23 protein-coding genes are annotated in these 25,440 nt (G+C 67.6%); 20 read left to right on the forward strand and 3 right to left on the reverse strand.

The window, feature by feature from the left end; genetic code table 11:
* Positions 1-112: 112 nt before the first annotated feature.
* From AC1D1W_RS04240 to AC1D1W_RS04270, 7 genes are all read left to right on the forward strand, one after another.
* The gene (locus AC1D1W_RS04240) at positions 113-1,720 is read left to right on the forward strand and encodes a carboxyl transferase domain-containing protein (RefSeq protein ID WP_243179619.1); all 1,608 of its coding nucleotides are present in this window, start codon (positions 113-115) and stop codon (positions 1,718-1,720) included.
* Between the two features lie 7 nt (positions 1,721-1,727).
* Positions 1,728-4,007: an acetyl/propionyl/methylcrotonyl-CoA carboxylase subunit alpha gene (locus AC1D1W_RS04245; RefSeq protein ID WP_476943018.1), complete on the forward strand. Its 2,280-nt coding sequence runs from the start codon at positions 1,728-1,730 to the stop codon at positions 4,005-4,007.
* Positions 4,008-4,114: 107 nt separating this feature from the next.
* Positions 4,115-5,278, forward strand: a complete 1,164-nt coding sequence (locus AC1D1W_RS04250; protein ID WP_476943019.1) for an acyl-CoA dehydrogenase family protein — start codon at positions 4,115-4,117, stop codon at positions 5,276-5,278.
* A gap of 19 nt (positions 5,279-5,297) precedes the next feature.
* The gene (locus AC1D1W_RS04255; RefSeq protein ID WP_243179617.1) at positions 5,298-6,098 is read left to right on the forward strand and encodes a CoA transferase subunit A; all 801 of its coding nucleotides are present in this window, start codon (positions 5,298-5,300) and stop codon (positions 6,096-6,098) included.
* A gap of 2 nt (positions 6,099-6,100) precedes the next feature.
* Positions 6,101-6,862, forward strand: a complete 762-nt coding sequence (locus AC1D1W_RS04260; RefSeq protein ID WP_028277096.1) for a CoA transferase subunit B — start codon at positions 6,101-6,103, stop codon at positions 6,860-6,862.
* Positions 6,859-7,431, forward strand: a complete 573-nt coding sequence (locus AC1D1W_RS04265) for a MaoC family dehydratase (protein ID WP_028277097.1) — start codon at positions 6,859-6,861, stop codon at positions 7,429-7,431. Before AC1D1W_RS04260 ends, AC1D1W_RS04265 begins: the two co-directional genes overlap by 4 nt.
* On the forward strand, positions 7,428-8,270 hold the full coding sequence (locus AC1D1W_RS04270) for an HpcH/HpaI aldolase/citrate lyase family protein (protein ID WP_079551424.1): 843 nt from the start codon (positions 7,428-7,430) through the stop codon (positions 8,268-8,270). Before AC1D1W_RS04265 ends, AC1D1W_RS04270 begins: the two co-directional genes overlap by 4 nt.
* A 441-nt stretch (positions 8,271-8,711) precedes the next feature.
* On the opposite strand, the gene AC1D1W_RS04275 is transcribed toward AC1D1W_RS04270, so the two are convergent.
* Together AC1D1W_RS04275 and AC1D1W_RS04280 are read right to left on the reverse strand one after the other, a co-directional pair.
* The gene (locus AC1D1W_RS04275; protein ID WP_243179615.1) at positions 8,712-9,440 is read right to left on the reverse strand and encodes a response regulator; all 729 of its coding nucleotides are present in this window, start codon (positions 9,438-9,440) and stop codon (positions 8,712-8,714) included.
* On the reverse strand, positions 9,437-11,017 hold the full coding sequence (locus tag AC1D1W_RS04280) for an ATP-binding protein (protein ID WP_243179614.1): 1,581 nt from the start codon (positions 11,015-11,017) through the stop codon (positions 9,437-9,439). Before AC1D1W_RS04280 ends, AC1D1W_RS04275 begins: the two co-directional genes overlap by 4 nt.
* On the opposite strand from AC1D1W_RS04280, the gene AC1D1W_RS04285 reads away from it, so the two are divergent.
* From AC1D1W_RS04285 to AC1D1W_RS04300, 4 genes are read left to right on the forward strand one after another with little or no spacing between them, the layout of a single operon-like run.
* The gene (locus AC1D1W_RS04285; RefSeq protein ID WP_476943020.1) at positions 11,009-11,137 is read left to right on the forward strand and encodes a hypothetical protein; all 129 of its coding nucleotides are present in this window, start codon (positions 11,009-11,011) and stop codon (positions 11,135-11,137) included. The two genes, AC1D1W_RS04280 and AC1D1W_RS04285, sit on opposite strands and share 9 nt — an antisense overlap.
* Before the next feature lie 52 nt (positions 11,138-11,189).
* Positions 11,190-12,236, forward strand: coding sequence for a Bug family tripartite tricarboxylate transporter substrate binding protein (locus AC1D1W_RS04290; RefSeq protein WP_243179613.1), 1,047 nt, complete (start codon positions 11,190-11,192; stop codon positions 12,234-12,236).
* A gap of 2 nt (positions 12,237-12,238) precedes the next feature.
* Positions 12,239-12,778 carry a tripartite tricarboxylate transporter TctB family protein gene (locus tag AC1D1W_RS04295; RefSeq protein ID WP_243179612.1) on the forward strand — a complete coding sequence of 180 codons (540 nt, stop codon included), beginning with the start codon at positions 12,239-12,241 and terminating at the stop codon, positions 12,776-12,778.
* The gene (locus tag AC1D1W_RS04300; protein ID WP_243179611.1) at positions 12,771-14,303 is read left to right on the forward strand and encodes a tripartite tricarboxylate transporter permease; all 1,533 of its coding nucleotides are present in this window, start codon (positions 12,771-12,773) and stop codon (positions 14,301-14,303) included. The genes AC1D1W_RS04295 and AC1D1W_RS04300 overlap by 8 nt, the downstream gene beginning before the upstream one ends.
* A 136-nt stretch (positions 14,304-14,439) precedes the next feature.
* Here AC1D1W_RS04300 and AC1D1W_RS04305 read toward each other — a convergent pair whose 3' ends face one another.
* Complete coding sequence (locus tag AC1D1W_RS04305; RefSeq protein ID WP_476943021.1) at positions 14,440-15,933, reverse strand: lipase maturation factor family protein; 1,494 nt, start codon at positions 15,931-15,933, stop codon at positions 14,440-14,442.
* Positions 15,934-16,097: 164 nt separating this feature from the next.
* Between AC1D1W_RS04305 and dxr the strand changes: the two genes are divergently transcribed.
* The 9 genes from dxr to AC1D1W_RS04350 all read left to right on the forward strand — a co-directional run bounded on the left by dxr (position 16,098) and on the right by AC1D1W_RS04350 (position 25,440).
* Complete coding sequence (gene dxr, locus AC1D1W_RS04310; RefSeq protein ID WP_243179609.1) at positions 16,098-17,282, forward strand: 1-deoxy-D-xylulose-5-phosphate reductoisomerase; 1,185 nt, start codon at positions 16,098-16,100, stop codon at positions 17,280-17,282.
* Between the two features lie 33 nt (positions 17,283-17,315).
* Entirely contained in the window at positions 17,316-18,647 is a 1,332-nt protein-coding gene (locus AC1D1W_RS04315; protein ID WP_476943022.1) for a M50 family metallopeptidase, read from the forward strand.
* A 120-nt stretch (positions 18,648-18,767) separates the two neighbouring features.
* Positions 18,768-19,457, forward strand: a complete 690-nt coding sequence (locus tag AC1D1W_RS04320; RefSeq protein ID WP_243179607.1) for a MarR family transcriptional regulator — start codon at positions 18,768-18,770, stop codon at positions 19,455-19,457.
* Entirely contained in the window at positions 19,454-19,966 is a 513-nt protein-coding gene (locus AC1D1W_RS04325) for a hypothetical protein (RefSeq protein WP_243179606.1), read from the forward strand. Before AC1D1W_RS04320 ends, AC1D1W_RS04325 begins: the two co-directional genes overlap by 4 nt.
* A gap of 58 nt (positions 19,967-20,024) precedes the next feature.
* Entirely contained in the window at positions 20,025-20,315 is a 291-nt protein-coding gene (locus tag AC1D1W_RS04330) for a YciI family protein (RefSeq protein WP_079551403.1), read from the forward strand.
* Between the two features lie 49 nt (positions 20,316-20,364).
* Positions 20,365-21,531, forward strand: a complete 1,167-nt coding sequence (gene ispG, locus AC1D1W_RS04335; RefSeq protein WP_476943023.1) for a flavodoxin-dependent (E)-4-hydroxy-3-methylbut-2-enyl-diphosphate synthase — start codon at positions 20,365-20,367, stop codon at positions 21,529-21,531.
* The gene (locus AC1D1W_RS04340; protein WP_223914221.1) at positions 21,494-22,381 is read left to right on the forward strand and encodes a GNAT family N-acetyltransferase; all 888 of its coding nucleotides are present in this window, start codon (positions 21,494-21,496) and stop codon (positions 22,379-22,381) included. The genes ispG and AC1D1W_RS04340 overlap by 38 nt, the downstream gene beginning before the upstream one ends.
* A 42-nt stretch (positions 22,382-22,423) precedes the next feature.
* The gene (locus tag AC1D1W_RS04345) at positions 22,424-23,194 is read left to right on the forward strand and encodes a hypothetical protein (protein WP_243179605.1); all 771 of its coding nucleotides are present in this window, start codon (positions 22,424-22,426) and stop codon (positions 23,192-23,194) included.
* Positions 23,195-23,628: 434 nt separating this feature from the next.
* Positions 23,629-25,440 carry a proline--tRNA ligase gene (locus AC1D1W_RS04350; protein WP_476943024.1) on the forward strand — a complete coding sequence of 604 codons (1,812 nt, stop codon included), beginning with the start codon at positions 23,629-23,631 and terminating at the stop codon, positions 25,438-25,440.

The raw sequence follows: 25,440 nt of genomic DNA on the forward strand, positions 1-25,440 counted from the left end.
TAATAGAGACTAACCTAAATCTCAGTTATGCGGTACTAACCGAAATAGTCGGGCGGCCTGAGTTGCCGCTCCGGCGCGCAAGTCCGCGCAGGTCAGGGAACGGAAGCAGTCAATGGAGACAATCGCCAGCCGGGTGGATGCGACGAGCACCGCCTACGCCGCGAACCGGGAGGCCCAACTGGGGCTGGCCGGCGAGCTGAGGGAACGGCTCGCCACCGCCGCGCTGGGCGGGCCCGCGAAGTCCCGGGAACGCCACGTGGCGCGCGGCAAGCTCCTGCCGCGCGAGCGCATTGACCAGCTGCTCGACGACGGCAGCCCCTTCCTGGAGATCGCCCCGCTGGCCGCGGACGGCATGTACGACGGCGACTCGCCCGGTGCAGGCGTCATTGCCGGCATCGGGCTGGTGCACGGCCGCCAGGTGCTGGTCATTTCCAACGACGCCACAGTCAAGGGCGGCACCTACTATCCGATGACAGTGAAGAAGCACCTCCGCGCGCAGGAAATCGCGCTGGAGAACCGGCTGCCCTGCATCTACCTCGTGGACTCCGGCGGGGCGTTCCTGCCCAAGCAGGACGAGGTCTTCCCGGACAAGGAACACTTCGGCCGGATCTTCTTCAACCAGGCGAGGATGTCCGCGGCGAAGATCCCGCAGATCGCGTCCGTGATGGGCTCCTGCACCGCCGGCGGCGCGTACGTTCCGGCGATGAGCGACGAGACCGTGATTGTCCGCAACCAGGGCACCATCTTCCTGGGCGGCCCGCCGCTGGTGAAGGCCGCGATCGGCGAAATCGTGACCGCGGAGGAACTTGGCGGCGGCGACGTGCACTCGAAGATTTCCGGGGTCACGGACCACCTGGCCGAGAACGATGAGCATGCCCTCCAGATCGTCCGCGACATCGTCTCCACCCTGCCGAAGCCTGCCGCACCCGTCTGGGACGTGGACACCGCCGTCGAGCCCGTTGCCGACCCGGATGAGCTCTACGGTGCCGTGCCCACGGACGTCAACGCCCAGTACGACGTGCGTGAGGTCATCGCCCGGCTGGTCGACGGCAGCCGGTTCCACGAGTTCAAGAAAAACTACGGCACCACCCTGGTCACGGGCTTCGCCAAGCTGCACGGCCACCCCGTGGGCATCGTGGCGAACAACGGCGTGCTGTTCAGCGAGTCCTCCCTCAAGGGAGCGCACTTCATCGAACTGTGCGACCAGCGCGGGATCCCGCTGATCTTCCTGCAGAACCTCTCCGGCTTCATGGTCGGCAAGGACTACGAACAGGGCGGCATCGCCAAGAACGGCGCCAAGATGGTCACCGCCGTCGCCACCGCCCGCGTGCCCAAGCTGACCGTCGTGATCGGCGGGTCCTTTGGCGCCGGGAACTACTCGATGTGCGGACGCGCCTACTCCCCGCGCTTCCTGTGGATGTGGCCGGCGTCGCGGATCTCCGTGATGGGCGGCAACCAGGCTTCCAGCGTGCTCGCGACCGTGAAGCGGGACCAGTACGAGGCCCGCGGCGAGGAATGGTCCGCCGCGGACGAGGAAGCCTTCAAGGCCCCCATCAAGGCCCAGTACGAGGACCAGGGCAGCCCCTACTACTCCACCGCCCGCCTCTGGGACGACGGCGTGATCGACCCCGCGGACACCCGCACCGTCCTGGGACTGGCGCTCGACGTCGTCTCCCGCGCCCCGCTGCCGGAGACCTCCTTCGGCCTCTTCCGGATGTGAGCCAGCCATGAACCTTTCTTCGCCGACCATCTCTTCGCCCACCACGCCTTCCGTGGCCACCCCTCCAGCCACCCCCACAACCGGCACCCCGTTGTTCGGCACCGTGCTCGTCGCCAACCGCGGCGAAATCGCCTGCCGCGTCATCCGGACCCTGCGCGCCCTCGGCATCCGTTCGGTCGCCGTCTATTCCGACGCCGACGCCGACGCGCGGCACGTGCGGGAAGCCGACGTGGCGGTCCGGATCGGCCCCGCCGCGGCCACCGAGAGCTACCTCAAGATCGAGGCCATCATCCAGGCCTGCCGCGACACCGGCGCCGAGGCCGTGCACCCCGGCTACGGCTTCCTGAGCGAGAACGTCGACTTCGCCCGTGCCCTCGAAGCCGCCGGGATCACGTTCATCGGCCCCGGCGTCGAATCCCTCAACGTCATGGGCGACAAGATCCGCTCCAAGAACCACGTCACCGGCTACGGCGTCCCCGTGGTCCCGGGCATCGCTGAACCCGGCATGAGTGACGCGCAGCTGATCGAGGCCGCGGCCGGCGTCGGGTTCCCGCTGCTGATCAAGCCCTCCGCCGGCGGCGGCGGGAAGGGCATGCACATCGTCGAACGCGCCGAGGACCTGGAAGCCACCCTGGCCACCGCACGCCGGGTCGCCGCGAGTGCGTTCGGCGACGACACCTTGTTCCTGGAACGGCTCGTGCTCACGCCGCGGCACATCGAGGTCCAGATCCTGGCGGACAACCACGGCAACGTCATCCACCTGGGGGAGCGCGAGTGCTCGCTGCAGCGCCGCCACCAGAAGGTCATCGAGGAAGCACCGTCCCCGCTGCTGGAATCCCTGCCCGACGGAGCGGAGATCCGCGCCCGGATCGGCGAGGCCGCCTGCCAGGCCGCGCGCAGCGTCCACTACTCCGGCGCCGGGACCGTGGAATTCCTGGTCTCGGACGCCGCCCCGGACGAGTTCTTCTTCATGGAGATGAACACCCGCCTGCAGGTCGAACACCCGGTCACCGAGATGGTCACCGGCATTGACCTCGTCGAATGGCAGGTGCGCATCGCCGCCGGCGAGGAACTTACGGTGACCCAGGCCGACGTCGTCCTGACCGGCCACTCCGTGGAGGCACGCGTCTACGCTGAGGTGCCGGAGAAGAACTTCCTGCCCTCCGGCGGTGAAGTGCTGCTGCTGGACGAATTGCCCGGCCCGGCCCAGCGCCCGAGTGCTCCGGCCCGCAACGAAGTCGAAACGGCCCACGGCCGCGTCCGGGTGGACTCCGCCCTCGTCCACGGACTCGAGATCTCCTCCAGCTACGATCCGATGATTTCCAAGGTCATTGCCTGGGGCCAAGACCGAACGACTGCCCTCGATACCTTGGACGAGGCGCTCGCCGGGTACACAGTGCTGGGCATCGATACCAATGTTGAATATCTCCGGCTGCTGGCCAACGACGCCGACGTCCGCGCCGGCCGGCTCGACACCGGCCTGATCGAACGCAAGATGCCGGAATTCAGCTTCCGGCGGGTGGGCGACAGCGAACTTGTGGTCGCCGCACTGTACGCCTTGGCCATGGCGGAGGAAGCCAAGCAGGAGGAGCGTGAAGGCAGCCCGTGGCAGCGCCGCGACGGCTGGCGGATCGGTGCGCCGGCGCCGCGCCGGATCAGCCTGGGAACCCCCGACGGGGGCGTCGCCACAGTGGAGGTGAGGGGCCCGGTCGCGGGGGAGCAAGTCACTGTAAGGGTTAACGGAGGTCCGCAGCTCACAGCCTTCATGGAGTTCACCGCGCGGGATCGCCCGGTGCTCACCCTCGAGGGCGAGACCAGCAGTTATGCACTTGCACCCGTTCGCACCGGTCCTCCCGCCCAGAGCTGGATGGCTCCCGATCCCCGCGTCCTGTCGGAAATCTTCCTCGGCAGCGAGGGCTGGTCCTGCCGCCTTGAGGTGCTCACCCGGGAGACCCGGCTTGCCCGGGTGTTGGCGGCGATCGAACGCGAGGAAGGCGCCGCCGACCCGGCGGTGCGCTCGCCGATGCCCGGCACCGTGGTGTCCGTGTCCGTCAGCAACGGCGACACCGTGGAGGCCGGCCAGGTCCTGCTCTCGGTCGAAGCCATGAAGATGGAGCACCAGCTCGTGGCGCCCTTGGACGGAACCGTCCACATCAGCGTCGGCTCCGGCGACCTCGTCAAGGCAGACCAGGTGCTGGCGACGATCCACCCCGCCGTCCCGACGGAGCCCTCGAAAGCCGAGGACACGATCGAGGAAGCGGTCATCGCCATGGGCGCGGCCGAATGACCGCACCCTACTGACACCACCGCCCTCACCCCGGCTGACCAACCACAGCGCAGCCAACACCCCTTTTCACCAGACCACAGATGTACCTCAGACACAGGAGACACCCCATGGCAGATTTTGAACTCAGCGAGGACTACCAGATCCTTAGCGACACCGTCCGCGAATTCGCCGACGAGGTGGTGGCCCCTGTCTCCGCCAAGCACGACGAAGAGCACAGCTTCCCCTACGAGGTCGTCTCCCAGATGGCGGACATGGGCCTGTTCGGCCTGCCGTTCCCGGAAGAGTTCGGCGGCATGGGCGGGGACTACTTCGCTCTGGCCCTGGCCCTGGAACAGCTCGGCCGGGTGGACCAGTCTGTCGCGATCACCCTCGAGGCCGGCGTCTCGCTCGGTGCGATGCCGATCCACCGCTTCGGCAACGAGGCGCAGAAGCAGGAATGGCTGCCGCTGCTGGCCTCCGGCAAGGCGCTCGCCGGCTTCGGCCTGACCGAGCCGGAAGCCGGCTCGGACGCCGGCGGGACGAAGACCACCGCCAAGCTGGGCGGCGGAGAGTGGGTCATCAACGGCAACAAGGAGTTCATCACCAACTCCGGCACCGACATCACCAGGCTCGTCACCGTCACCGCGGTCACCGGCCAGGAGGAACGCGCGGACGGCAGCATCAAGAAGGAAATCTCCACCATCCTGGTGCCCACCAACACTCCGGGCTTCACCGCGGAAAAGGCCTACAACAAGGTCGGCTGGAACGCCTCGGACAYCCACCCGCTGACGTTCAACAACGTCCACGTCCCCGAGGAGAACCTGCTCGGTACCCAGGGCCGCGGCTACGCCAACTTCCTCTCCATCCTGGACGAAGGCCGGATCGCGATCGCGGCCCTGGCCGTCGGCGCCGCCCAGGGATGCGTGGACCAGTCGGTGAAATACGCCAAGGAACGCAGCGCGTTTGGGCAGAACATCGGCAAATACCAGGCCATCGCATTCAAGATCGCCCGGATGGAAGCCCGCGCCCACACGGCCCGCCTGGCCTACTACGACGCGGCCGCCCGGATGCTTGCCGGCAAGCCGTTCAAGACGCAGGCGGCCATCGCTAAGATGGTCGCAGGCGAGGCAGCCATGGACAACGCGCGGGACGCCACCCAGGTGTTCGGCGGCTATGGCTTCATCAACGAATTCACCGTGGCGCGCCACTACCGCGACTCCAAGATCCTTGAAGTCGGCGAGGGCACCACGGAGGTCCAGCTGATGCTGATCGCCCGCGAACTGGGACTGTAGCCGGCCGGAAGGATCACCGATGATCAACAAAGTTGTTGCCAGCGCCGCCGAGGCTGTCGCGGACATCCACGACGGCGCCTCGCTCGCCGTCGGCGGGTTCGGGCTGTGCGGCATTCCCGTGACGCTGATCGAGGCCCTGCATGAGCGCGGTGCCACGGACCTGGAAACCGTCAGCAACAACTGCGGCGTCGACGACTGGGGCCTCGGGATCCTGCTCAAGGACGGCCGGATCCGGCGCACCATCAGCTCCTACGTGGGGGAGAACAAGGAGTTCGCCCGGCAATACCTTTCCGGCGAGCTGGAGGTGGTCCTCACCCCGCAGGGCACGCTGGCCGAAAAGCTGCGCGCCGGCGGCGCGGGTATCCCCGCGTTCTACACCCCGGCCGGCGTCGGCACCCAGGTGTCCGAAGGCGGCCTGCCGCAGAAGTACGACGCCGAGGGCAACGTCGCGATTGCCTCCGCCCCGAAGGAAGTCCGCAGCTTCCACGGCGCCGAGTACGTGCTGGAGGAATCGCTGACGCCCGACTTCGGCCTCGTGCACGCCTGGAAGGGTGACCGCCACGGCAACCTCGTCTTCCACGCCACGGCCATGAACTTCAACCCGCTGTGCGCCATGGCAGGGAAGATCACCATCGCCGAGGTCGAGGAGCTCGTGCAGCCGGGGGAGCTGGACCCGGAGCACGTCCACGTCCCGGGGATCTTCGTCCAGCGCGTGGTTCTGGCCCCGCAGGGCGAGAAACGCATTGAAAAGCGGACGGTTGCGGTGGCCACCAGCGCCTCCGGCACACCAAAACTGTCGCCGGAGCAGGCAGGAGCCTAGCCGTGGAAACGAACAAAGCCGCAGAGGCCCCGCCCCGTCCCGAGGCCGTGCGCCACGAATACCGGCGCTCCGCCGTCGAACACGCCGCCGGTGCTGAGGGCAAGGGCTGGACCCGCAATGAACTCGCGGCCCGCGTCGCGCAGGAACTGCACAACGGCCAGTACGTCAACCTCGGCATCGGCATGCCGACGCTGATACCCAACTACATTCCGGCCGGCGTCGAGGTGGTGCTGCATTCGGAGAACGGCATCCTGGGCGTCGGGCCGTACCCGGCCGAGGATGAAGTCGACCCCGACCTGATCAATGCCGGCAAGGAAACCGTCACGGTCAACAAGGGCGCGGCGTTCTTCGATTCCGCAGCCTCCTTCGGCATGATCCGGGGCGGCCACGTCGACGTGGCCGTGCTCGGCGCCATGGAGGTCGCCGTCAACGGCGACCTCGCCAACTGGATGATCCCGGGCAAGATGGTCAAGGGCATGGGAGGCGCGATGGACCTGGTGTTCGGGGCCAAGAAGGTGATCGTGATGATGGATCACGTGGACCGCAACGGCAAGCCGAAAATCGTGGAAACCTGCACGCTGCCGTTGACCGGCAAAGGCTGCGTGGACCGGATCATCACCGACCTCGCCGTGATCGACGTCGTGACCGAGGGCGGGAAGTCCCGGCTGGTGCTGCGGGAACTGGCGCCGAACGTGTCCGTGGAGGACGTCGTGGCGGCCACCGGAGCCGAACTCTTTGAGGAAGACCAGGAACTGACCGTATGAGTGATGCAGGCACGACTTCACCGGGCACAGGCGCGCACCCGGGTACCGGCACCCCCCGGGTGATTGAGCAGCGCGGCCTCTATTTCGATGAGCTGGATGAGGGCGTGGTCTACGCCCACCGGCCGGGCCGGACGGTCACGGAGACGGATAACGTCCTGTTCACCACCATGACCATGAACACCCAGGCCCTGCACCTCGACGCGGCCTGGAGCGCCGGGCAGCCCTTCGGCCAGCGGCTGATGAATTCGATGTTCACCCTGGCCACCGTGGTGGGCCAGTCCGTGCCGCAGCTGACCCAGGGCACCATCATCGCCCAGCTCGGCCTGACGGATGTGTCTTTTCCGCACCCGCTGTACCACGGGGACACCCTCTACACGGAGACGGTGGTGACCGGGAAGAGGCTGTCCGCGTCCCGCCCGGGGCAGGGCATCGTGACCATGCAGCACACCGGACGGAACCAGCACGGGGACGTGGTGGCGCTCGCCGCCCGCAGTTGCCTGATGTGGACACGCGAGGCCCACGCCGCTGCCGAGCTGGAAGCGGCGCAAAAGGGGAGAATAGAGACATGAGTTTCCTGATGGGCCCTGCCCTGCTGTTCTGCCCCGCCGACCGCCCCGAGCGGTACCAGAAAGCCGCGGAACGCGCCGATACCGTGATCGTAGACCTTGAGGACGCCGTTGCCCCTGCCGACAAGCAGCGGGCCCGCGGCGCCATCCTTGCCCAGCTTGGCGCCACCGGCGACGTCCCGGAACTGGATCCGTCCCGCACGATCGTACGGGTCAACCCGGCCGGCACGGACGAGTTCGAGAAGGACCTGCACTGCCTCAAGCACACGCCCTACCGGCACATCATGCTGGCCAAGGCGGAGAGCGCTGCCCAGCTGAGGGAACTCGAGGGCTACAGCGTAATTGCCCTCTGCGAGACGGCCGCCGGCGTCCTCAACGCCGCCGCCATCGCCGCCGAGCCCAATGTGGTGGCCCTGATGTGGGGTGCGGAGGACCTGCTGGCATCGCTCGGCGGAACCTCGAGCCGGGCGGAGGACGGCAGCTACCGGGCCGTCGCGCTGCACGCCCGTTCCAGCGTGCTGCTGGCCGCCGGCGCCTTCGGCAAGGACGCGATCGACGCCGTTTACGTCAACATCCCGGATCTGGCCGGTCTGGCCCTCGAATCCCGTGACGCGGTGGCATCCGGATTCTCGTCCAAGGCCTGCATCCATCCGGACCAGGTGGCCGTCGTCCGCGAAGCCTACGCACCCTCCGAGGCCGACGTCTCGGCAGCCGCGGAGCTGCTCGATGCCGCCTCCGCAGCCGGCTCGGGCGTCTTCCAGTTCAAGGGCAAGATGGTCGACGGGCCCATCCTCAAGCACGCCGCGTCCACACTGCGCCGCGCGGGCCGCGTCGGGTCCTGACCGCGGGACGGCTACCCACCGACACGTGCTCTGGGTTAGTGGGCTGGCCGGCGTCCCGGGGCTGGCGCCGGGCATCGTCGTGGATGCACCTCGACCAGTCTCCGCGGCCACTGCCAATGGGTCCCTGAGTGGCTGCCGGCGTCCCGGAGGATGGCCGGGCATCGTCGTGGGTGCAGAGGTGGGATCCGGCCGGGGTTGACTTCGTCGATTCGCCTCAGATGGCCGGATTGGCTGGTCCTATTGCGGCCATCTGCGTCGAATGGGTGGCTTGTGGCTCTGAACCTCGGCCAGTCTCCGCGGCCCGTGCCCCGCATTTGTGCCACGTGTCCCGGGCTGCCCCAAGAACTGGGCATGCTCAGTGTGGCCGTCATGAACTGGGCATGCTCAGTGTGGCCGTCATGAACTGGACATGCTCAATGCTGCCTCCAAGAACCGGACATGTCAGCGGCGCCAGAGGTAGCGGTTCTCCGGCCGGCCCGCGGCTCCGTAGCGGGGCGTCAGCCGGGCATGGCCGTGAACTACGAGGTACTCGAGGTAGCGGCGGGCGCTGACCCGGGACAGGCCCAGTTGCAGCGCCAGGCCGGCCGCCGAGACGTCCTCCGGACTGGCCTTCAGTGCCTCGATGACCGCGTCCAGGGTGGGGCGCGACAGTCCCTTGGGCAGCCGTACGGCGGCCTGGTCTGGCTGGGCGGCCTGACCCGCCGGGGTTTCCGCCGCCCCGGACCGGCGGGAGGGCGCCACCAGGCGGTCGATGCTCGCCTGGTCAAGCGGCCCGGAAGCGCCGGAGGCCAGATGGTCCCGCAGCATGACGTACTCGTCGAGCCGTTCGTTCAATGCCTGCGAGGAAAAGGGCTTGACCAGGTAGTGCAGCACACCGCCGGCCATCGCGCCGCGGACCGTGTCAAGCTCCCTGGACGCGGTGATCACGAGGACATCCACGGGCCGCCGGCGCGCGCGCAGCCGCTGCAGGACGTCCAGGCCGGACATGTCCGGCAGATGGATGTCCAGCAACACCAGCTCCGGGCCCAGCTCCGCGGCCAGATCGATGCCCTGCTGCCCGGTGTGGGCCATGGCCACGACGTCGAATCCGCCGCGTGCGAGCAGGAACCCGTGATGGATCCCGGCCACTGCTACGTCATCGTCAATGATGAGGGTGCGTATGGCGCTCATTGGTTTTGTAGTTCCGCCTCTTTTGTCCTGAGCACTACCGAGAAGCAGGCTCCGCCCAACACCGATGAGGATACTGCCGCCCGGCCTCCGCGCCGGAGGGCAACCCGCTGGACCAGGGCCAGCCCAAACCCGCGGCTGTTGATTCCCTCGGACTCCTTGCTGGTCACGCCGGGCTCGAACACTTTAGCGCGTTCAGGAACCGGGACGCCGGGTCCGTCGTCCTCCACCACGATGGTCCGCCCGCCGTCGGCACTCTCGCCCAGCCGGATGGCAACAGTGCTGTCGTAACCCGCAGCGTCCACAGCGTTGTCGATCAGGTTGCCCAGCACCGTGATGACGTCGCCTGAGTCATCAACCGAGCACAGCGAATCCGGGCTGACGATGATCTCGATGCCGCGCTCGGCGCAGACCGTGGACTTGGCGATCAGCAGCGCCTGGACCCCGTGGTCGGTGATTCCGGCCGCCAGCGGCCGGTTCGCGAAGACGGCGTCGTTGTGGCTGCGGCCCAGGTATTCGATGGCTTTGTCCTGCTTTCCGAGCTCCAGCAGCCCGGAGATGACGTGCAGTTTGTTGGCAAATTCGTGCGCCTGGGCGCGGAGTGCCTGCGTCACGTCCACGGCGCCGTCGCGGTCACGCAGGACGGTGTGGAGCTCCGTGCGGTCGCGCAGGATCAGCACCTTGCCGACTTCGCGGCCGTCGACGGTGGCCGCATTGACCTTGCCCAGCAGTATCCGTTCACCCGAGAGCACCAGTTCCTCCGTGGCGGATCCGGCCGAGAGCAAGCGGAGGACCGCCGGTTCCAGGCTTGCCTCTGCAGGGGTCCCGGTGATGTCCCCGGCCAGGGCGAGCAGGCGGCGTGCCTCATCGTTGACCAGCGCGACCCTGCCGTCGGCGTCCACCGCCACCAGTCCTTCACCCAGGCCGTGGAGCATGGCGTCGCGCGTTTCCAGCAGGGCAGCGATGTCCTCGGGCTCGAGTTTGTAGATCCGCCGCCACACCAGTTTCGAGACATACATCGCGCCCATCGAACTCAGCAGCGCCGCCCCGAGCAGCCAGCCGAACAGCTGCGGCATGTCCTCATGGAGGTCAGCGGCCAGGGTGCTCTCCAGCACTCCCACGGATGCGGAGCCGATCACGGCGCCGGCCGCATCGAAGATAGGAACCTTCACCCGCCAGGACTCACCGAGTGTGCCCGTCTGGGTACCCACATAGATCTCCCCGGACAGCGGCACGGACGGATCGGTGGAGACCGGCCGGCCGATTTCCGCCGGATTGGGGTGCGACTGCCGGACCCCGTGCCGGTCCGTCACCACCACATAGGTGACGTTGGATGCCTGCCGGATGACTTCCGCGATCGGCTGGATGGTCTGCGCCGGCGACGATGTGCCGAACGCGTTGATGACCGAGGGCAGCTGGGCAACACTTTCGGCGACGCCGATCAGCCTGCCCTTGTAGGCGTCACGGAGCTGTTGTTCCTGCATCCGGATGGTCACGGCCCCCACCACCGTGAGGACAGCCAGCACGATGCCCAGCTGCAATGCGACCAGCTGGAACCGAAGGGGAATCCTGTGAAACATGTCACAAGTTTCCCATTGCGGGCGCAGCCCGGCCGCCAAAAAGACGGCCAGGGCCGTGACCAATATGACCACTACTACCTCTACGGCCAAATGCTGTTGCCGTTCGGCGGGCGCTCCTAGGGTCAGTGACGTGATTCCAATGATGTGCATCACATTCGCTCAAGGAGAAACCATGACTGCCCAGAACTTTTTCACGCGGCCCGCTTTCACGCGTCCCACCCACACACGTCGCGCCGCCCTCATTGCCGGCGCCGCCGGAGTCGTCCTGGCCATGTCCGCCTGCGCGGGAAGCGGAACCGGCACGGCTGCCGGCGGGTCCGCGGGCGCCGATCCGATCAAGAAGCTCAGCATCATCGTCCCGGCCAACCCCGGCGGCGGCTGGGACCAGACCGGACGCGCCATGCAGCAGGACCTGCAGACCAACAAACTCGTCTCCTCCGCCCAGGTCACTAACATTGGCGGCGGCGGCGGGACCAACGGCCTCGCCAAGCTCGCCACCGAGAAGGACGTCAACACCCTCATGGTGATGGGCTACGTCATGGTGGGTGCGGTCGAGACCAATGGCGCCAAGACCCGGCTCGAAGACACCACCCCGATCGCGCGGCTCACCGAAGAGCCGCTGGTTCTCGTCGTGCCGTCGTCGTCGAAATACCAGTCCGTCGCCGACCTCGTCGCGGACATCAAGGCCAACGGCAAGGGCGTGGCCATCACGGGTGGCTCGGCCGGGGGCGCGGACCACATCCTGGCCGGGCAGATCCTGAAATCCCAGGGCGTGGAAGCGGACAAGCTGAACTACATCGGCTACTCCGGTGGCGGCGAGTCCATCGCGGCGCTGCTCGGCAACAAGGTCCAGGCCGGCATCTCCGGCGTGGGCGAGTATGCCGAACAGGTCAAGGCCGGCAAGGTCCGGGCGCTCGCCGTCTCCGGAAAGGCCGAGGCCCCGGCGCTTCCCGGGATCAAGCCGCTCAAGGACCAGGGGATCGACGTCGTGCTGACCAACTGGCGCGGCGTGGTGGCCCCCGGGTCCATCGACGACGCCCAGCGAGCGAAGCTGACCGACGTCGTCACCAAGCTGCACGCGTCCGAGGCCTGGAAGTCCACCCTGACCAAGAACAACTGGGACGACGCGTTCCTGGCCGGTGACGGCTTCAAGACCTTCCTGACCGAGGACATCGCCAAGGTCAAGACCACCCTGACCCAGATCGGCCTGGTCAAGTAACAGTGTCTGACCTCGCATCAACGTCGGCACCCGCCGCGGCGCCCGCCAAACGGCCGACAGGGGAGATCCTGTTCGCCCTCGTGTTCGTCAGCGTGGGCGTCGCGGGCCTGGCGACGGCGGGATCCATTCCGATCCCGCCGTCGGAGACCGGCATCGGCCCGCGGGCCTTCCCCTACATCGTGTGTGGCTTGCTGGTGCTGTGCGGCGCCGGGGTGGTCCTGCAGGTCCTCCGCGGCAAAGTCGGGCAGGCCGAGGACAGCGAAGACCTGGACGTGACCGCCAAGACCGACTGGGTGGCCCTGGCCAAACTCGTGGGTTTCGTGGTGCTGCACATCTTCCTGATCGAGCCGGCCGGCTGGCCGGTGGCCGCCGCCGTGCTCTTCAGCGGTGCCGCCTGGTCCCTGGACGCCAAACCCCTCTGGAAGGCGATCGGCGTGTCCGTGATCCTGGCGCTGGTGCTGCAGTACGTCTTCGGCGGCCTGCTCGGCGTGTCCCTGCCGCCGGGGCCGCTGCTCGAGGGGGTGCCGTTCTTCCATGGATAGCTTCATGCTCCTGCTCGAGGGATTCAGCACCGCGCTGCAGCCCGTCTACCTGCTCTACGCGCTGGGCGGGGTCTTCGTCGGCACCGCCGTCGGGGTGCTGCCCGGCATTGGCCCCGCCATGACCGTGGCCCTGCTCATGCCCATCACGTATGCCCTGGACCCCGCGGCCGCGTTGATCGTGTTCGCCGGGATCTACTACGGCGGCATGTACGGCGGTTCCACCACTTCCATCCTGCTGAACACGCCGGGCGAGTCCTCCTCGATCGTCACGGCGCTTGAAGGGAACAAGATGGCCAAAGCCGGCAGGGGAGCGGCAGCCCTGGCGACGGCGGCGATCGGATCCTTCATCGCGGGCACCATCGCCACGGTCCTGCTGACCTTCCTGGCACCCGTCGTGGCCGACTTCGCCGTCGGCCTCGGCCCCGTGGATTACGTGGCCCTCATGGTGGTGGCCTTCCTGACCGTCGGCGCGCTGCTGGGCGCCTCCGTCCTGCGCGGCCTGGCATCCCTGGCGCTCGGGCTGTTCATCGGCCTGATCGGCATCGATGACAGCACGGCCCAGCAGCGCTTCACGTTCGACAACCCCACCCTGGTGGACGGCGTCGACATGGTCCTCGTGGCCGTGGGCCTCTTTGCCCTCGGCGAGGCGCTATATGTCGCATCGAAGCTGCGGCACGGCCCGGTGGAGCTGATCCCGGTCAGCAAGGGCAAGAACGCCTGGCTGTCCAAGGAGGACTGGAAGCGGTCCTGGAAGCCGTGGCTGCGCGGAACCTTCATCGGGTTCCCGATCGGCACCGTCCCGGCCGGCGGCGCGGACGTCTCCACGTTCCTGTCCTACGCCGCCGAGCGGAAGCTGGCCAAGGGCGCCAACAAGGCCCAGTTCGGCAAGGGCGCGATCGAAGGCGTCGCCGGACCGGAAGCGGCCAACAACGCGGCGGCCGCCGGTGTCCTGGTGCCGTTGCTGACCCTCGGAATCCCGACGACGGCGACGGCGGCCATGATGCTCACGGCGTTCCAGCGCTACCAGATCCAGCCCGGTCCGCTCCTGTTCGAAAACCAGGGCGCGCTTGTCTGGACCCTGATCGCGTCGCTGTACGTCGGCAACCTCATGCTGCTGGTGCTGAACCTGCCCCTGGTGGGCCTGTGGGTGAAGATCCTGCAGATCCCGCGGCCCTACCTCTACGCCGGCATCCTGGTCTTCGCCGCGCTCGGCGCCTTCTCGGTGAACTTCTCCCCGAGCGACGTCGGCATCCTGCTGGTGGTGGGCATCCTGGGCTACTTCATGCGCCGCTACGGCTATCCCGTGGCGCCCATGGTGGTGGCGATGATCCTGGGGCCGATGTTCGAGGTGCAATTGCGGCGTTCGCTGCAGCTCTCGCAAAACGACCCCACGGCCTTGTTCTCCTCGCCATTCGCCCTGGTGGTGTACGTCTCCATGGCACTGATCTTCGCCGCCTCGTGGTGGCTGCGCCGCCGCCAGACAACGTTGGAGGCTGCGCCGGCGAAGGAAGAGGTGTCCGTCTAAGCGCGGGCGTTGAACTGAATTGCCGCAAATGGCCGGAATGACGACAATCATTCCGGCCTTTTGCGGTAAAAGGGCCCACGGGAACGCACCGCTCAGGGCCGCACCGCGCCGGGCCTCACGCCTCCGACGCCGGGCCTCACGCCTCCGACGCCGGGCGCGGCGCGGGGAGCCGCGACGGCGGGATGACGACATACAGCGGGGTCCGGATCCAGCGCTGGCCTGTCGCGCGGAACTCGGCCCGGGTGGAGAAATGGTAGAGGTAGCTGGTGGCACGTATCCAGTGCGGACGTCCGCCGTCGAACGGGTCGTGGCGCAGCAGCCGCAGCGTGGGCCGGTCCGCCGCCAGCAGTTTGGCCAGGAACGCGTAGAACCACTCCTCGTGCACGGTACGCAGCGGCAGGAACCACATCAGCCAGTCCAGGCGCAGGTGGTACGGGGCGTACTGGCGCGGGATGCGCCGGACGTCGCCGGGCTTGCCCTTGAACCCATACTCCCGCCAGTCCGCGTCGTCCCCGGGGTCCTCGTCGAGGGTCCCCTCCACCACGATCTCGATCCGCCGCTTCGTGACGGTGCCGAACGCGCCGTAGGTGTTGACCAGCTGCCAGCGGTTGAAGGATGCGTTCATCAGCTGGTGGTGGGACAAGAGGTTCTCGATGGGCCGGTAGCTGAGCACCACCAGCAGCACAGTGGCGAACACGACCACCACGAGCCACGGAACCGGCGCCTGGCTGCCGGCCACTGCTCCGGCGCCTGCGGGCGCGGACGCGGCATACCAGTCCAGCGGGATCGCCGGAATCACGGCGTGCGCCACGGGATCGCTGACCGCCGCGAAGGCCAGGATGATCGCCATCCAGTTCAGCCAGGCGAAATTTCCACTCGCCACCAGCCACAGCTGGGTGAAGACGATGATTCCGGCGGCGGCGCTGGCCAGGGGCTGCGGGGCAAAGAGGAAGAAGGGCACCACCAGTTGGGCGAAGTGGTTGCCCAGGACCTCCACCCGGTGCCAGGCCTTGGGGAGCAGGTGGGCCTGCCGGCTCAGCGGCCCCGGCATCGGCTGGGTCTCGTGGTGGTAGTACAGGGCAGTCAGGTCTCGCCATTCCTGGCCGCCCCGGATCTTGATCAGGCCGGCTCCGAACTCCAACCGGAACGCCAACCAGACCAGCAGGATCAGGATGGTCCGGGGCGGGGGAGTCTGGTCGGAGCCGAGGAAGGCCACCGTGAACCCGGCCTCCAGCAGCAGCATCTCCCAGCCGAAGCCGTAGAACGTCTGCCCCACGTTCACGATCGACATGTACAACAGCCACAGGGCCAGGAACGCGATGAGCGGAACCCACGGCGGCCCGAGCTGCGGCAGCCCGGCGATAAGCGTGGCGGCAATGGCCATGCCGCTCCAGCACACCGTCCGCAGCAGCCGGTCCGAGTAGCGCCAGCGGAACAGGCTGGGCCGGCCCAGACGGTTGAAGCCCTCAAGATACGCCGGCACCGGCAACAGGCCGCGCTCGCCGAGGAGGGCCGGGAACTGGTTCAGCGAGGAGAGGAAGGCCACGAAATACAGGGTGGCGGTGCTGCGCTGCAGCACCTGCCGGGCGAACTCGTACTCCGGCGCGTCGAACCACGCGGTCCACTCCACGTTTTCCACGTTACGCCTCCGCCCTGCTGCGTCAACGAGCGGCGGAAGACTCAACCCGACGGCGTCGAGGTGGCACTTCACGGCAGCGTTGCCCGCCGCGACTGCCGTGAAGTGCTACCCCGAGGCGAACGCGGCGCACCGGCGCGGTGCGGGATACTTGAATCATGCAGCCGCGCAAAATCGTCCTCCTCGGGTCCACCGGTTCCATCGGCACACAGGCGATTGACGTCGTCGACGGCGCCCCGCACCTTTTTGAGGTCGTCGCGCTCAGCGCCGGCGGCGGCAACCTCGAACTCCTGGCCCGGCAGGCCGTCCACACCCGCGCCCAGGCTGTCGGTGTCGCCTCCGGGGATGCCTCCGCCCTCCGGGGGCTGATCGACGACGCCGCCCGCGCGGCAGGACTCATCGGGTACAGCCCCGAACTCATCACCGGCCCCGACGCCTCCACCCGGGTCGCGGAAATCACCGCCGACGTCGTCCTCAACGGCATCACCGGCTCCATCGGACTTGCCCCCACCCTGGCCGCCCTCGCCTCCGGGGCCACGCTGGCACTGGCCAACAAGGAGTCCCTGATCGTCGGCGGCGCCCTGGTCAAGGCCGCGGCCCGCGAAGGGCAGATCGTGCCTGTGGATTCGGAGCACTCGGCCATTGCCCAGTGCCTGCGCTCCGGCTCCGCCGCGGAAGTGGACCGGCTGATCCTGACGGCATCGGGCGGGCCGTTCCGCGGCAAGACCCGGGACGAGCTGCACGACGTCTCACCGCAGGACGCCCTCGCCCACCCCACATGGGACATGGGCCTGATGGTCACCACCAACTCCGCCAGCCTGGTCAACAAGGGCCTGGAGGTGATCGAGGCGCACCTGCTCTTTGACATCCCCTTGGAGAAGATCGACGTCGTGGTCCATCCGCAGTCCGTGGTGCATTCCATGGTCCAGTTCGTCGACGGCTCCACGATCGCCCAGGCCTCGCCGCCGGACATGCGCCTGCCCATTGCCCTCGGCCTCGGCTGGCCGGACCGGGTCCCCGGATCCGCCAGGGCCTGCGACTGGAGCAAGGCCACCAGCTGGACGTTCGAGCCGCTGGACACCGTGGCGTTCCCCGCCGTCGACCTCGCCAAGGCGGCCGCCACGCAGGGCAGCACCTTCCCGGCCGTGTTCAATGCCGCGAACGAGGAAGCGGTGATGGCCTTCCACGCCGGGCAGATCCGGTTCACCGACATTGTGGACACCATCGATGCCGTCCTCAGCGAACACTCAGGCTCCTCCGGGCTGACGGTGGAGTCCGTACTGGATGCTGAAAGATGGGCACGCGCCCGCACCCACGAACGTTTAGCCGTAAGAAGCGTCTAGATTGCCAGTTTTCAGGAAGCAGCAGATCACAGCATGAGCCCCGTCCTCCTCTTTGTCCTCGGTGTCGTCTTCGTGGCGATCGGCATCGCCGTGTCCATTGCCCTGCATGAAGTCGGGCACCTGCTCCCAGCCAAGCTCTTCAAGGTCCGCGTGACCAAATACATGATCGGTTTCGGACCCACCGTCTGGTCGAAGAGAAAGGGCGAAACCGAGTACGGCCTCAAAGCCATCCCGCTGGGCGGCTACGTGTCCATGATCGGGATGTACCCGCCGAACAAGGAAGACGGAACCGTCCGCACTTCCAGCACCGGAATGTTCCAGTCACTGGCATCCGATGCCCGTTCCCTGGCCCACGAGGAAATCGGCCCCGGCGACGAAACCCGGGTCTTCTACCGGCTGCCGGTCTGGAAAAAGATCATCATCATGCTCGGCGGGCCCGCGATGAACCTGCTGATCGGCGTCGTGCTGACCGCGGTGCTGCTGATGGGCTTCGGCACCGCCAGCCAGACCACCACGATCGCGGACGTCTCCAAATGCCAGGTCAAGGCCGGCGAGACCGTGGACCCGGACTCCGCCGACTGCAAGCCCACCCCGGCCGCGGCCGCGGGCCTGTTGCCGAACGACACCATCACCTCCTTCGACGGCAAGGCCGTCACCAAGTGGGACGAACTCACCGGCTGGATCCGCGCCTCGGCGGGCCGGCAGGTGAGCATCACCGTGGAGCGCGGCGGCGCCACCGTCTCGACGACCGTCACGCCCGTGCTCTCCGCCCGCCCGGTTCTCGGTCCCGACGGCCGCCAGGCCAAGGCCGCTGACGGAAGCCTGCAGTACCAGGACGTCGGCTTCCTGGGCATCGGCGCCCAGACGGCACTCGTGCAGCAGCCGGCGTCGGCCGTGCTGCCCATGGCGGGGKAGAACATCAAGCAGGTCGCCGGTGTGGTGGTGAACCTGCCGGAGCGCGTGGCCGGCGTGGCCAAGGCAGCCTTCAGCGAGGAACCCCGGGACCCCAACGGCCCCATCAGCGTGGTGGGCGTGGGCCGCGTGGCCGGCGAGGTCGCCGCGATGGAGGAGGTCCCGCTGCAGTCCCGCTTCGCCGCCCTGGTGGGTTTGCTGGCCGGGCTCAACTTCGCGTTGGCCGTCTTCAACCTCATTCCGCTGCTGCCGCTCGACGGCGGCCACATTGCGGGCGCGCTGTACGAGGGGGCCCGGCGCCAGATCGCCAAGCTGTTCGGCCGCCCGGATCCCGGCGCCTTCGATATCGCCAAGCTGCTCCCGGTGACGTATGTGGTGGCGGTGTTGCTGATGGGCATGGGCGCGCTGCTGATCTACGCCGACATCGTCAAGCCGGTCAACCTCTTCGGGTAGGTCCGGCTGGCATTTCAGCCAAATTCCGCTGACTATCATTCATAAGCCTATTTAGGCTGATATTAATTAATCAGTTGAAAATGGTTGATTATTCCCGATCACCTCCCCTAGGCTGGGGTCATGTACGTCATGACAATCGACCAGCGCGGCAGCACGGGCGACATCGACCGGGTTCCCGGCCTCCTGAAGGGGCTCAGTGCGCTCTCCACCGCCGGGCGCTTTGAGCGTTCGGTGGGCGACGAGGTCCAGGGCGTCGTAGAACGGGCCGACGAGGTGGTGGAGATCGCCTTGCACGCCCTGCGCAGCGGCCGCTGGTATGTCGGGATCGGGGTGGGGGAGGTGGACCTGCCGCTGCCCGCCAGCCCGCGCGAAGGCTCCGGTCCCGCCTTCGTGGCGGCCCGGTCCGCCGTCGACCGGGCCAAGGGGGCGGCCGCCCATGTTCCCCTCGCCGTGGTTGCCGGCCGCGACCGCCGTCGGGCAAATGCAGCAACCACGGCCGCGGACGGCGCCAGCGGGTCCCAGGGGGCCAAGGCCTGCGCCAATGCGGAGGCGGTGCTCCGGCTGATTGGCCGCCTGGTCCAGGACCGGACCGCGGCGCAATGGAAGGTGGTGGACGTGCTGCGCTCGGTGCGGAACGACACCCACGGAACCCACGGCAGCCAAAAAATAGCGGCACAGAAACTCGGAATCACGGAGCAGTCGGTGAGCCGCGCAGTCCTCCGCTCGGGCTGGCAGGAAGAATGGGCCGCGAGGCCGGCCGCAGAACTGCTGCTGACCCTCGCCCACGACAGCACCGAAGGAGAGAAGTGAACGCCCTGTGGATCACGCTGGCCCTGCTCACCGCAGGATTCGTCGGCTGGCCGGTCACTGCCTGGGTGTTCCGCCTCGCCCGCACCATTGATGACCGGGCCGACGCCGGAAGCGGCGCCGGCGCCGGCGGGGACGCAGCCGAGGACCCCGCCGCCGACTCCACCACGGACCCCGACCTCCAGGCGGCCCCGGAGCCGGCCGGGCCGGACGCAGCAGCGCCTACCCCGGCAGCGGCGTCCGCCGCGCCGCCCGCCGAGACCGTCAGCAGCGTGCGCATCCTGCGCGGCGGTGCCATTATCGGCATCCTGGAACGGTTCGCCGTGTGCCTGGCGATCCTGGCCGGCCAGCCCGTCGCCATCGCCTACGTCGTGGCCATCAAGGGCCTCGGCCGGTTTGCCGAGTTGAAAGCCACCCCGGTGGCCGCCGAGCGGTTCATCATCGGAACCCTCACCTCCATGCTCTGGGCAGCCGGTGTCGCCGCCCTGGCCAAGGTCCTCTTCCTCGGCTGACCGCGTGCCCCGGAGCCTGCGGATGGGAACCGGGCAAACAGGGCGATAGTGTATCCATATGACTGTTTTTGCTGTGGAGTACGTGTACGACGCCGAATCATCCGAGGTCCGCGATGCCAGCCGCCCGGCGCACCGCGAATGGACCGCGGATCTTGCCCGTGAAGGCGCCCTGCTGGCCAGCGGCCCCTACGGCGACGGCGCAGGCGCGCTGCTCATCTTCAAGGCCGCCGATGAGGCGGCCTTGAATGACCTTCTGCGGCAGGACCCCTTCGCAGCCGCCGGTGCCATCTCGGGCACCCGCACCACCGTGTGGGCGCCGCTGACCGGTCTTCTGGCCGAGCACGCCTAGCCCGTCCCGCCCGCACCTTCGCAACTTCGAATTCTAAAAGGGAGTCCATGTGACCTCGGTCAGCCTGGGAATGCCGTCAGCACCGCCCCCCGTTCTCGCCCCCCGCCGCAAGACGCGCCAGATCAAGGTGGGATCAGTCGGCGTCGGCTCCGATTCGCCCATCAGCGTCCAGTCCATGACCACGACGCCGACGACCGACATCAACGCCACCCTGCAGCAGATCGCGGAACTCACGGCCTCCGGCTGCGACATCGTGCGCGTCGCCTGCCCGTCCGCCGATGACGCCGAGGCGCTGCCGATCATCGCCAAGAAGTCCCAGATCCCGGTGATCGCGGACATCCACTTCCAGCCGAAGTACGTCTTCGCCGCGATCGAGGCCGGCTGTGCCGCCGTGCGCGTGAACCCGGGCAACATCCGCAAGTTCGATGACCAGGTCAAGGAGATCGCCCGCGCCGCCAAGGACCACGGCACCTCCATCCGGATCGGCGTCAACGCCGGATCSCTGGARCCGGGCATCMTGAAGAAATACGGCAAGGCCACCCCSGAAGCCCTCGTGGAATCCGCCGTCTGGGAGGCCTCGCTCTTCGAGGAGCACGGTTTCCACGACTTCAAGATCTCCGTCAAGCACAACGACCCGGTCATCATGGTTGCCGCCTACGAGATGCTGGCCGAAAAGGGCGACTGGCCCCTGCACCTCGGCGTCACCGAGGCCGGACCGGCCTTCCAGGGCACCATCAAGTCCGCCACGGCGTTCGGCGCCCTGCTCTCCCGCGGGATCGGCGACACCATCCGCGTCTCCCTCTCGGCCCCGCCGGTCGAGGAAATCAAGGTTGGCAACCAGATCCTGCAGTCGCTCAACCTGCGCCCCCGCAAGCTGGAAATCGTCTCCTGCCCGTCCTGCGGCCGCGCCCAGGTGGACGTCTACACGCTCGCCGAGCAGGTCACCGCTGGCCTGGAAGGGATGGAGGTCCCGCTGCGCGTGGCAGTCATGGGTTGCGTGGTCAATGGTCCCGGCGAGGCCCGCGAGGCTGATCTCGGCGTTGCCTCCGGCAACGGCAAGGGCCAGATCTTTGTCAGGGGCGAGGTCATCAAGACTGTCCCGGAGGATCAGATTGTTGAGACACTGATCGAAGAAGCCATGCGTATCGCAGAAGAGATGGGGGACGCCGATGGCGAAGATGCTGTCAAGGGTAGCCCCGTGGTTAGCGTCTCGTAAGGACGACGCCGCTCCCGGCGTCGTCGTCCGGGTCCTTGGCGGCGCGGACACCGGACAACTGCTGGCGCTGGCGCACCGGGACGCCGTCGCCAATGTCTTCATCCTCTCGCACCTGGAGACCGCCGGTACGGCGTCTCCCACGGCCGGGGGCGCCAGCATTCTTGGCGTGTTCGACGGCGGCACCCTCCTCGGCGCCTGCTGGGCCGGCGCCAACCTGGTGCCGATCGAACTGGCGCCCGAGCTCGCCGGTCTCATTGCGATGGCCGCGCACCGCTCCGGGCGCCGCTACGCCTCGATCTTTGGCCCCGCCGAAACTGTCCTGGCTCTCTACGCGGCGCTGGAGCAGCTCGGCCAGACCGCCCACGAAGTCCGGGACCACCAGCCCCTGCTGACGATCGCGGGGCCGCCCGCCGTCCGGCCCGAGCCCGCACTCGGCTTTGGCCAGCTGGCTGACTTCGACAAGATCCTGCCCGCATGCGCCGCAATGTTTGAGGAAGAAGTGGGCTATTCGCCCTACCTCGGCGGCAGGGAGTATTACAGCCGGCGCGTCAAGAGCCTCATCCGTCAGGGGCATTCCCTCGTGCACGTGAACGCCGCCGGCGATGTGGTCTTCAAGGCCGAACTCGGCGCCGTCACGCCGGAAGTGACCCAGGTCCAGGGTGTCTGGATGAATCCCGACTTCCGCGGACTGGGACTGAGCGCGGGCTACATGGCCGCCGTCGTCGTCCTCGCCCAGACCCTCGCGCCGGTGACCAGCCTGTACGTCAACGGGTTCAACGCCAAGGCGCGCGCCACCTACGATCGGGTGGGCTTTCGCCAGGTGGGCACGTTCGCTACAGTGCTCTTCTAGCGGGCAAATGCCGGCTGGCCGGTCTAGTTTTTTGGGGGAAACATGAAGACATCAGTGCTGCGCATTTTCGGGGCCTCGGCGCTCCTCGCCTGGGGCGCCGTGGGATTGGCCGCATGTGGCACCCCCACTGGCTCGCCGGATACAGCCCAGAGTGCGCAAGCCCAGGCCGCAACGACGGTTCCCAGCGCGGCCGCGACGCCTACTCCCACCCAGACGCAAGTCAAGGCTTACACGAGCGATGAACTGACGGCCCTCGTGGCACAGTTGAAGGATGCGCACGGCAAGCCGCTCACCGTGATGCCGCTTGCCGATCTCAAGAAGTCGGTCGAACAGGCAAAGTCCTTGCTGGCGTCGATCTCGGTAGAACCCGCGGAGTGCGCGGCTCTGGCCCTTGGCGGCCAGGCAGCCTCGACCGAGGGCACGGCGGTCGCGGCGGGGGTGGCCCAAGATGCCGGGACGGGCGCTTCCACGGGTGTCTCCCTGGCGTTCCGGGCTGACGCCAAGCTGCTCGAGAAGGGACTCGCCCAGGGCGAGGACTTCAATAAGTGCTCAGCCCTTTCATTCACGACCAATGGCACCAAAGTGGACCTCAAACTGACCAAGCTGGCCGGATTCGGCTCAACCGCGGGCACCGTCGCGTACCGGACAGACAGCACACTGCCGGGCGGCCGGAAGCAATCGGCGATTACCGGACAGGTGATCCAGGACGGCGTTCTCATCACCGTCAGCGCGGCAGGTGGCGGCAGCGAGGCCGACGCCATCTTCCGGGCCGGAAAATTACTGGATCAGGCCGCCGTGCTCGTCGGGAAGTAGCCCGATTACCGCCCCGCATGGACCCGCAACGACATGCCGAAAATATCCGGTTGCAGACTATTGCTTCCCGGCCGCATGTCACATAGGTTCTACCTAGCCGTGTCGCATAGGCGCACACACTCCCCAACGCATTTTCCGGGGAAGACAACGCCTGGAGACGACACCAAGTAGCTCGCAGCCTGAGATCTGGGGGGTGCTGGGGCCACGGAGCCACGCCATGACGGGATGACCAGCCGGAAACGGCCAGGGGCTTCCACCAGTTATGGCGTGGCTCTTCCATGCGCCCGGCCCCGCAGAAGCGGGCGAGAAGCGGGGCAGTAGCGGGGGCGCAGCGGGGCCGGCGCGGCAAAGCGGTGCGCTCTGGACGGTAGATTAGTACCTAGATGCTTTTCTTAGGCTTTGCCCGCACTTCCCCAGAAACGGATACCCCACCTGTGGTCCTTCGACTCTCCAAGCTGTTCCTGCGCACCCTGCGCGAAGATCCCGCCGACGCCGAGGTGGCCAGCCACCGGCTCCTGGTCCGCGCCGGCTACATCCGGCGGGCCGCGCCCGGCATTTACACCTGGCTCCCGCTGGGGCTGAGTGTGCTGCGCAAGGTGGAGCAGGTCATCCGCGAGGAAATGACCGCCATCGGAGCCCAGGAAGTCCACTTCCCGGCGCTGCTGCCCAAGGAACCCTACGAGGCCACGAACCGCTGGACCGAATACGGCGAGGGCATCTTCCGGCTCAAGGACCGCAAGGGTAACGACTACCTTCTGGCCCCCACGCACGAGGAGATGTTCACCCTGCTGGTCAAGGACCTGTACTCCTCGTACAAGGACCTGCCGCTGAGCATCTACCAGATCCAGAACAAGTACCGCGATGAGGCGCGTCCCCGCGCAGGCCTGCTGCGCGGCCGCGAATTCATCATGAAGGACTCCTACTCCTTCGACGTCGACGACGCCGGCCTGGACGACAGCTACGCCGCCCACCGCGTCGCGTACCTGAAGATCTTCGAGCGCCTCGGCCTCGAAGTGATTCCGGTTGCTGCCACTGCCGGTGCCATGGGCGGGTCCAAGAGCGAGGAATTCCTGCACCCCACCGAGATCGGTGAGGACACCTTCGTGCGCTCGGCCGGCGGCTACGCGGCCAACGTCGAGGCCGTCACCACCGTGGTCCCCGCGGACATCGACTTCAGCAACGCCCCGGCCGCCGAAGTCCGCGACACCCCGGACACCCCCACCATCGAAACTCTCGTCGACGCCGCCAACGTCCTGGTTCCGCGCACAGAGGCCGACGGCAGTCCCTGGACCGCCGCCGACACGCTCAAGAACGTCGTCCTCGCCGTGACGCTGCCCACCGGCGAACGCCAGATCGTCGTCATCGGCCTCCCCGGAGACCGCGGCGTTGACCTCAAGCGCGTCGAGGCGAACATCGGGTCCTTCCTGCCGATTGCCGGCGAGATCACGCTCGAGGCCGCCAACGAAGACGATCTCAAGAAGCAGCCCCTGATCGTCAAGGGCTACCTCGGCCCCGGCATGTCCCTGGATGCGCCGCTGCTGGGCAGCGAGGGCGCCGCAAAGCTGCTCTACCTTGTGGATCCCCGCGTCGTCAGCGGCTCTGCCTGGGTCACCGGCGCCAACGAGGCAGGCAAGCACGTCTTTGGCCTCGTCGCCGGACGCGACTTCGGCTGGGACGGAGTCATCGAGTGCACCGAGGTGCGCGCCGGCGACGAGGCGCCCGACGGTTCCGGTCCCCTCGAAACCGCCCGCGGCATCGAAATGGGCCACATCTTCCAACTCGGCCGGAAGTACGCCGCCGCCCTGGACCTGAAAGTCCTGGACCAGAACGGCAAGCAGGTGGTGGTGACCATGGGCTCCTACGGCGTCGGCGTCACCCGCGCCGTGGCGGCCCTGGCAGAGTCCAACCACGATGACCGGGGCCTGGTCTGGCCGCGCGCCGTCGCCCCCGCCGACGTCCACGTTGTGGCCGTGGGCCGCGGTGAGGAAATCTTCGCCGCCGCCGAAAAACTGTCCCTGGAGCTCGAGGCTGCCGGCCTGGACGTCATCTATGACGACCGCCCCAAAGTTTCCCCCGGCGTGAAGTTCGGCGATGCCGAACTTGTCGGCGTCCCCACCATCCTCGCCGTCGGGCGCGGACTCGTGGACGGCGTCGTGGAGATCAAGGACCGCCGCAGCGGCAATGCCGAGAATGTAGCCGTTGACAAGGCTGTTGACTACGTGGTCAACGCCGTGCGCAACAGCTGA

This window comes from Arthrobacter sp. P1_B4 (assembly GCF_056406555.1).

Excerpts from the sequence above, each read along its gene's own strand:
- AC1D1W_RS04320 (WP_243179607.1), top strand. The coding sequence starts at position 18,768 with ATGTACGTCATGACAATCGACCAGCGCGGCAGCACGGGCGACATCGAC.
- AC1D1W_RS04330 (WP_079551403.1), top strand. The coding sequence starts at position 20,025 with ATGACTGTTTTTGCTGTGGAGTACGTGTACGACGCCGAATCATCCGAG.
- AC1D1W_RS04240 (WP_243179619.1), top strand. The coding sequence starts at position 113 with ATGGAGACAATCGCCAGCCGGGTGGATGCGACGAGCACCGCCTACGCC.
- AC1D1W_RS04340 (WP_223914221.1), top strand. The coding sequence starts at position 21,494 with ATGCTGTCAAGGGTAGCCCCGTGGTTAGCGTCTCGTAAGGACGACGCC.
- AC1D1W_RS04270 (WP_079551424.1), top strand. The coding sequence starts at position 7,428 with ATGAGTTTCCTGATGGGCCCTGCCCTGCTGTTCTGCCCCGCCGACCGC.
- AC1D1W_RS04290 (WP_243179613.1), top strand. The coding sequence starts at position 11,190 with ATGACTGCCCAGAACTTTTTCACGCGGCCCGCTTTCACGCGTCCCACC.
- AC1D1W_RS04280 (WP_243179614.1), bottom strand. The coding sequence starts at position 11,017 with ATGTTTCACAGGATTCCCCTTCGGTTCCAGCTGGTCGCATTGCAGCTG.
- AC1D1W_RS04245 (WP_476943018.1), top strand. The coding sequence starts at position 1,728 with ATGAACCTTTCTTCGCCGACCATCTCTTCGCCCACCACGCCTTCCGTG.
- AC1D1W_RS04345 (WP_243179605.1), top strand. The coding sequence starts at position 22,424 with ATGAAGACATCAGTGCTGCGCATTTTCGGGGCCTCGGCGCTCCTCGCC.
- AC1D1W_RS04275 (WP_243179615.1), bottom strand. The coding sequence starts at position 9,440 with ATGAGCGCCATACGCACCCTCATCATTGACGATGACGTAGCAGTGGCC.
- AC1D1W_RS04255 (WP_243179617.1), top strand. The coding sequence starts at position 5,298 with ATGATCAACAAAGTTGTTGCCAGCGCCGCCGAGGCTGTCGCGGACATC.
- AC1D1W_RS04300 (WP_243179611.1), top strand. The coding sequence starts at position 12,771 with ATGGATAGCTTCATGCTCCTGCTCGAGGGATTCAGCACCGCGCTGCAG.
- AC1D1W_RS04265 (WP_028277097.1), top strand. The coding sequence starts at position 6,859 with ATGAGTGATGCAGGCACGACTTCACCGGGCACAGGCGCGCACCCGGGT.
- dxr (WP_243179609.1), top strand. The coding sequence starts at position 16,098 with ATGCAGCCGCGCAAAATCGTCCTCCTCGGGTCCACCGGTTCCATCGGC.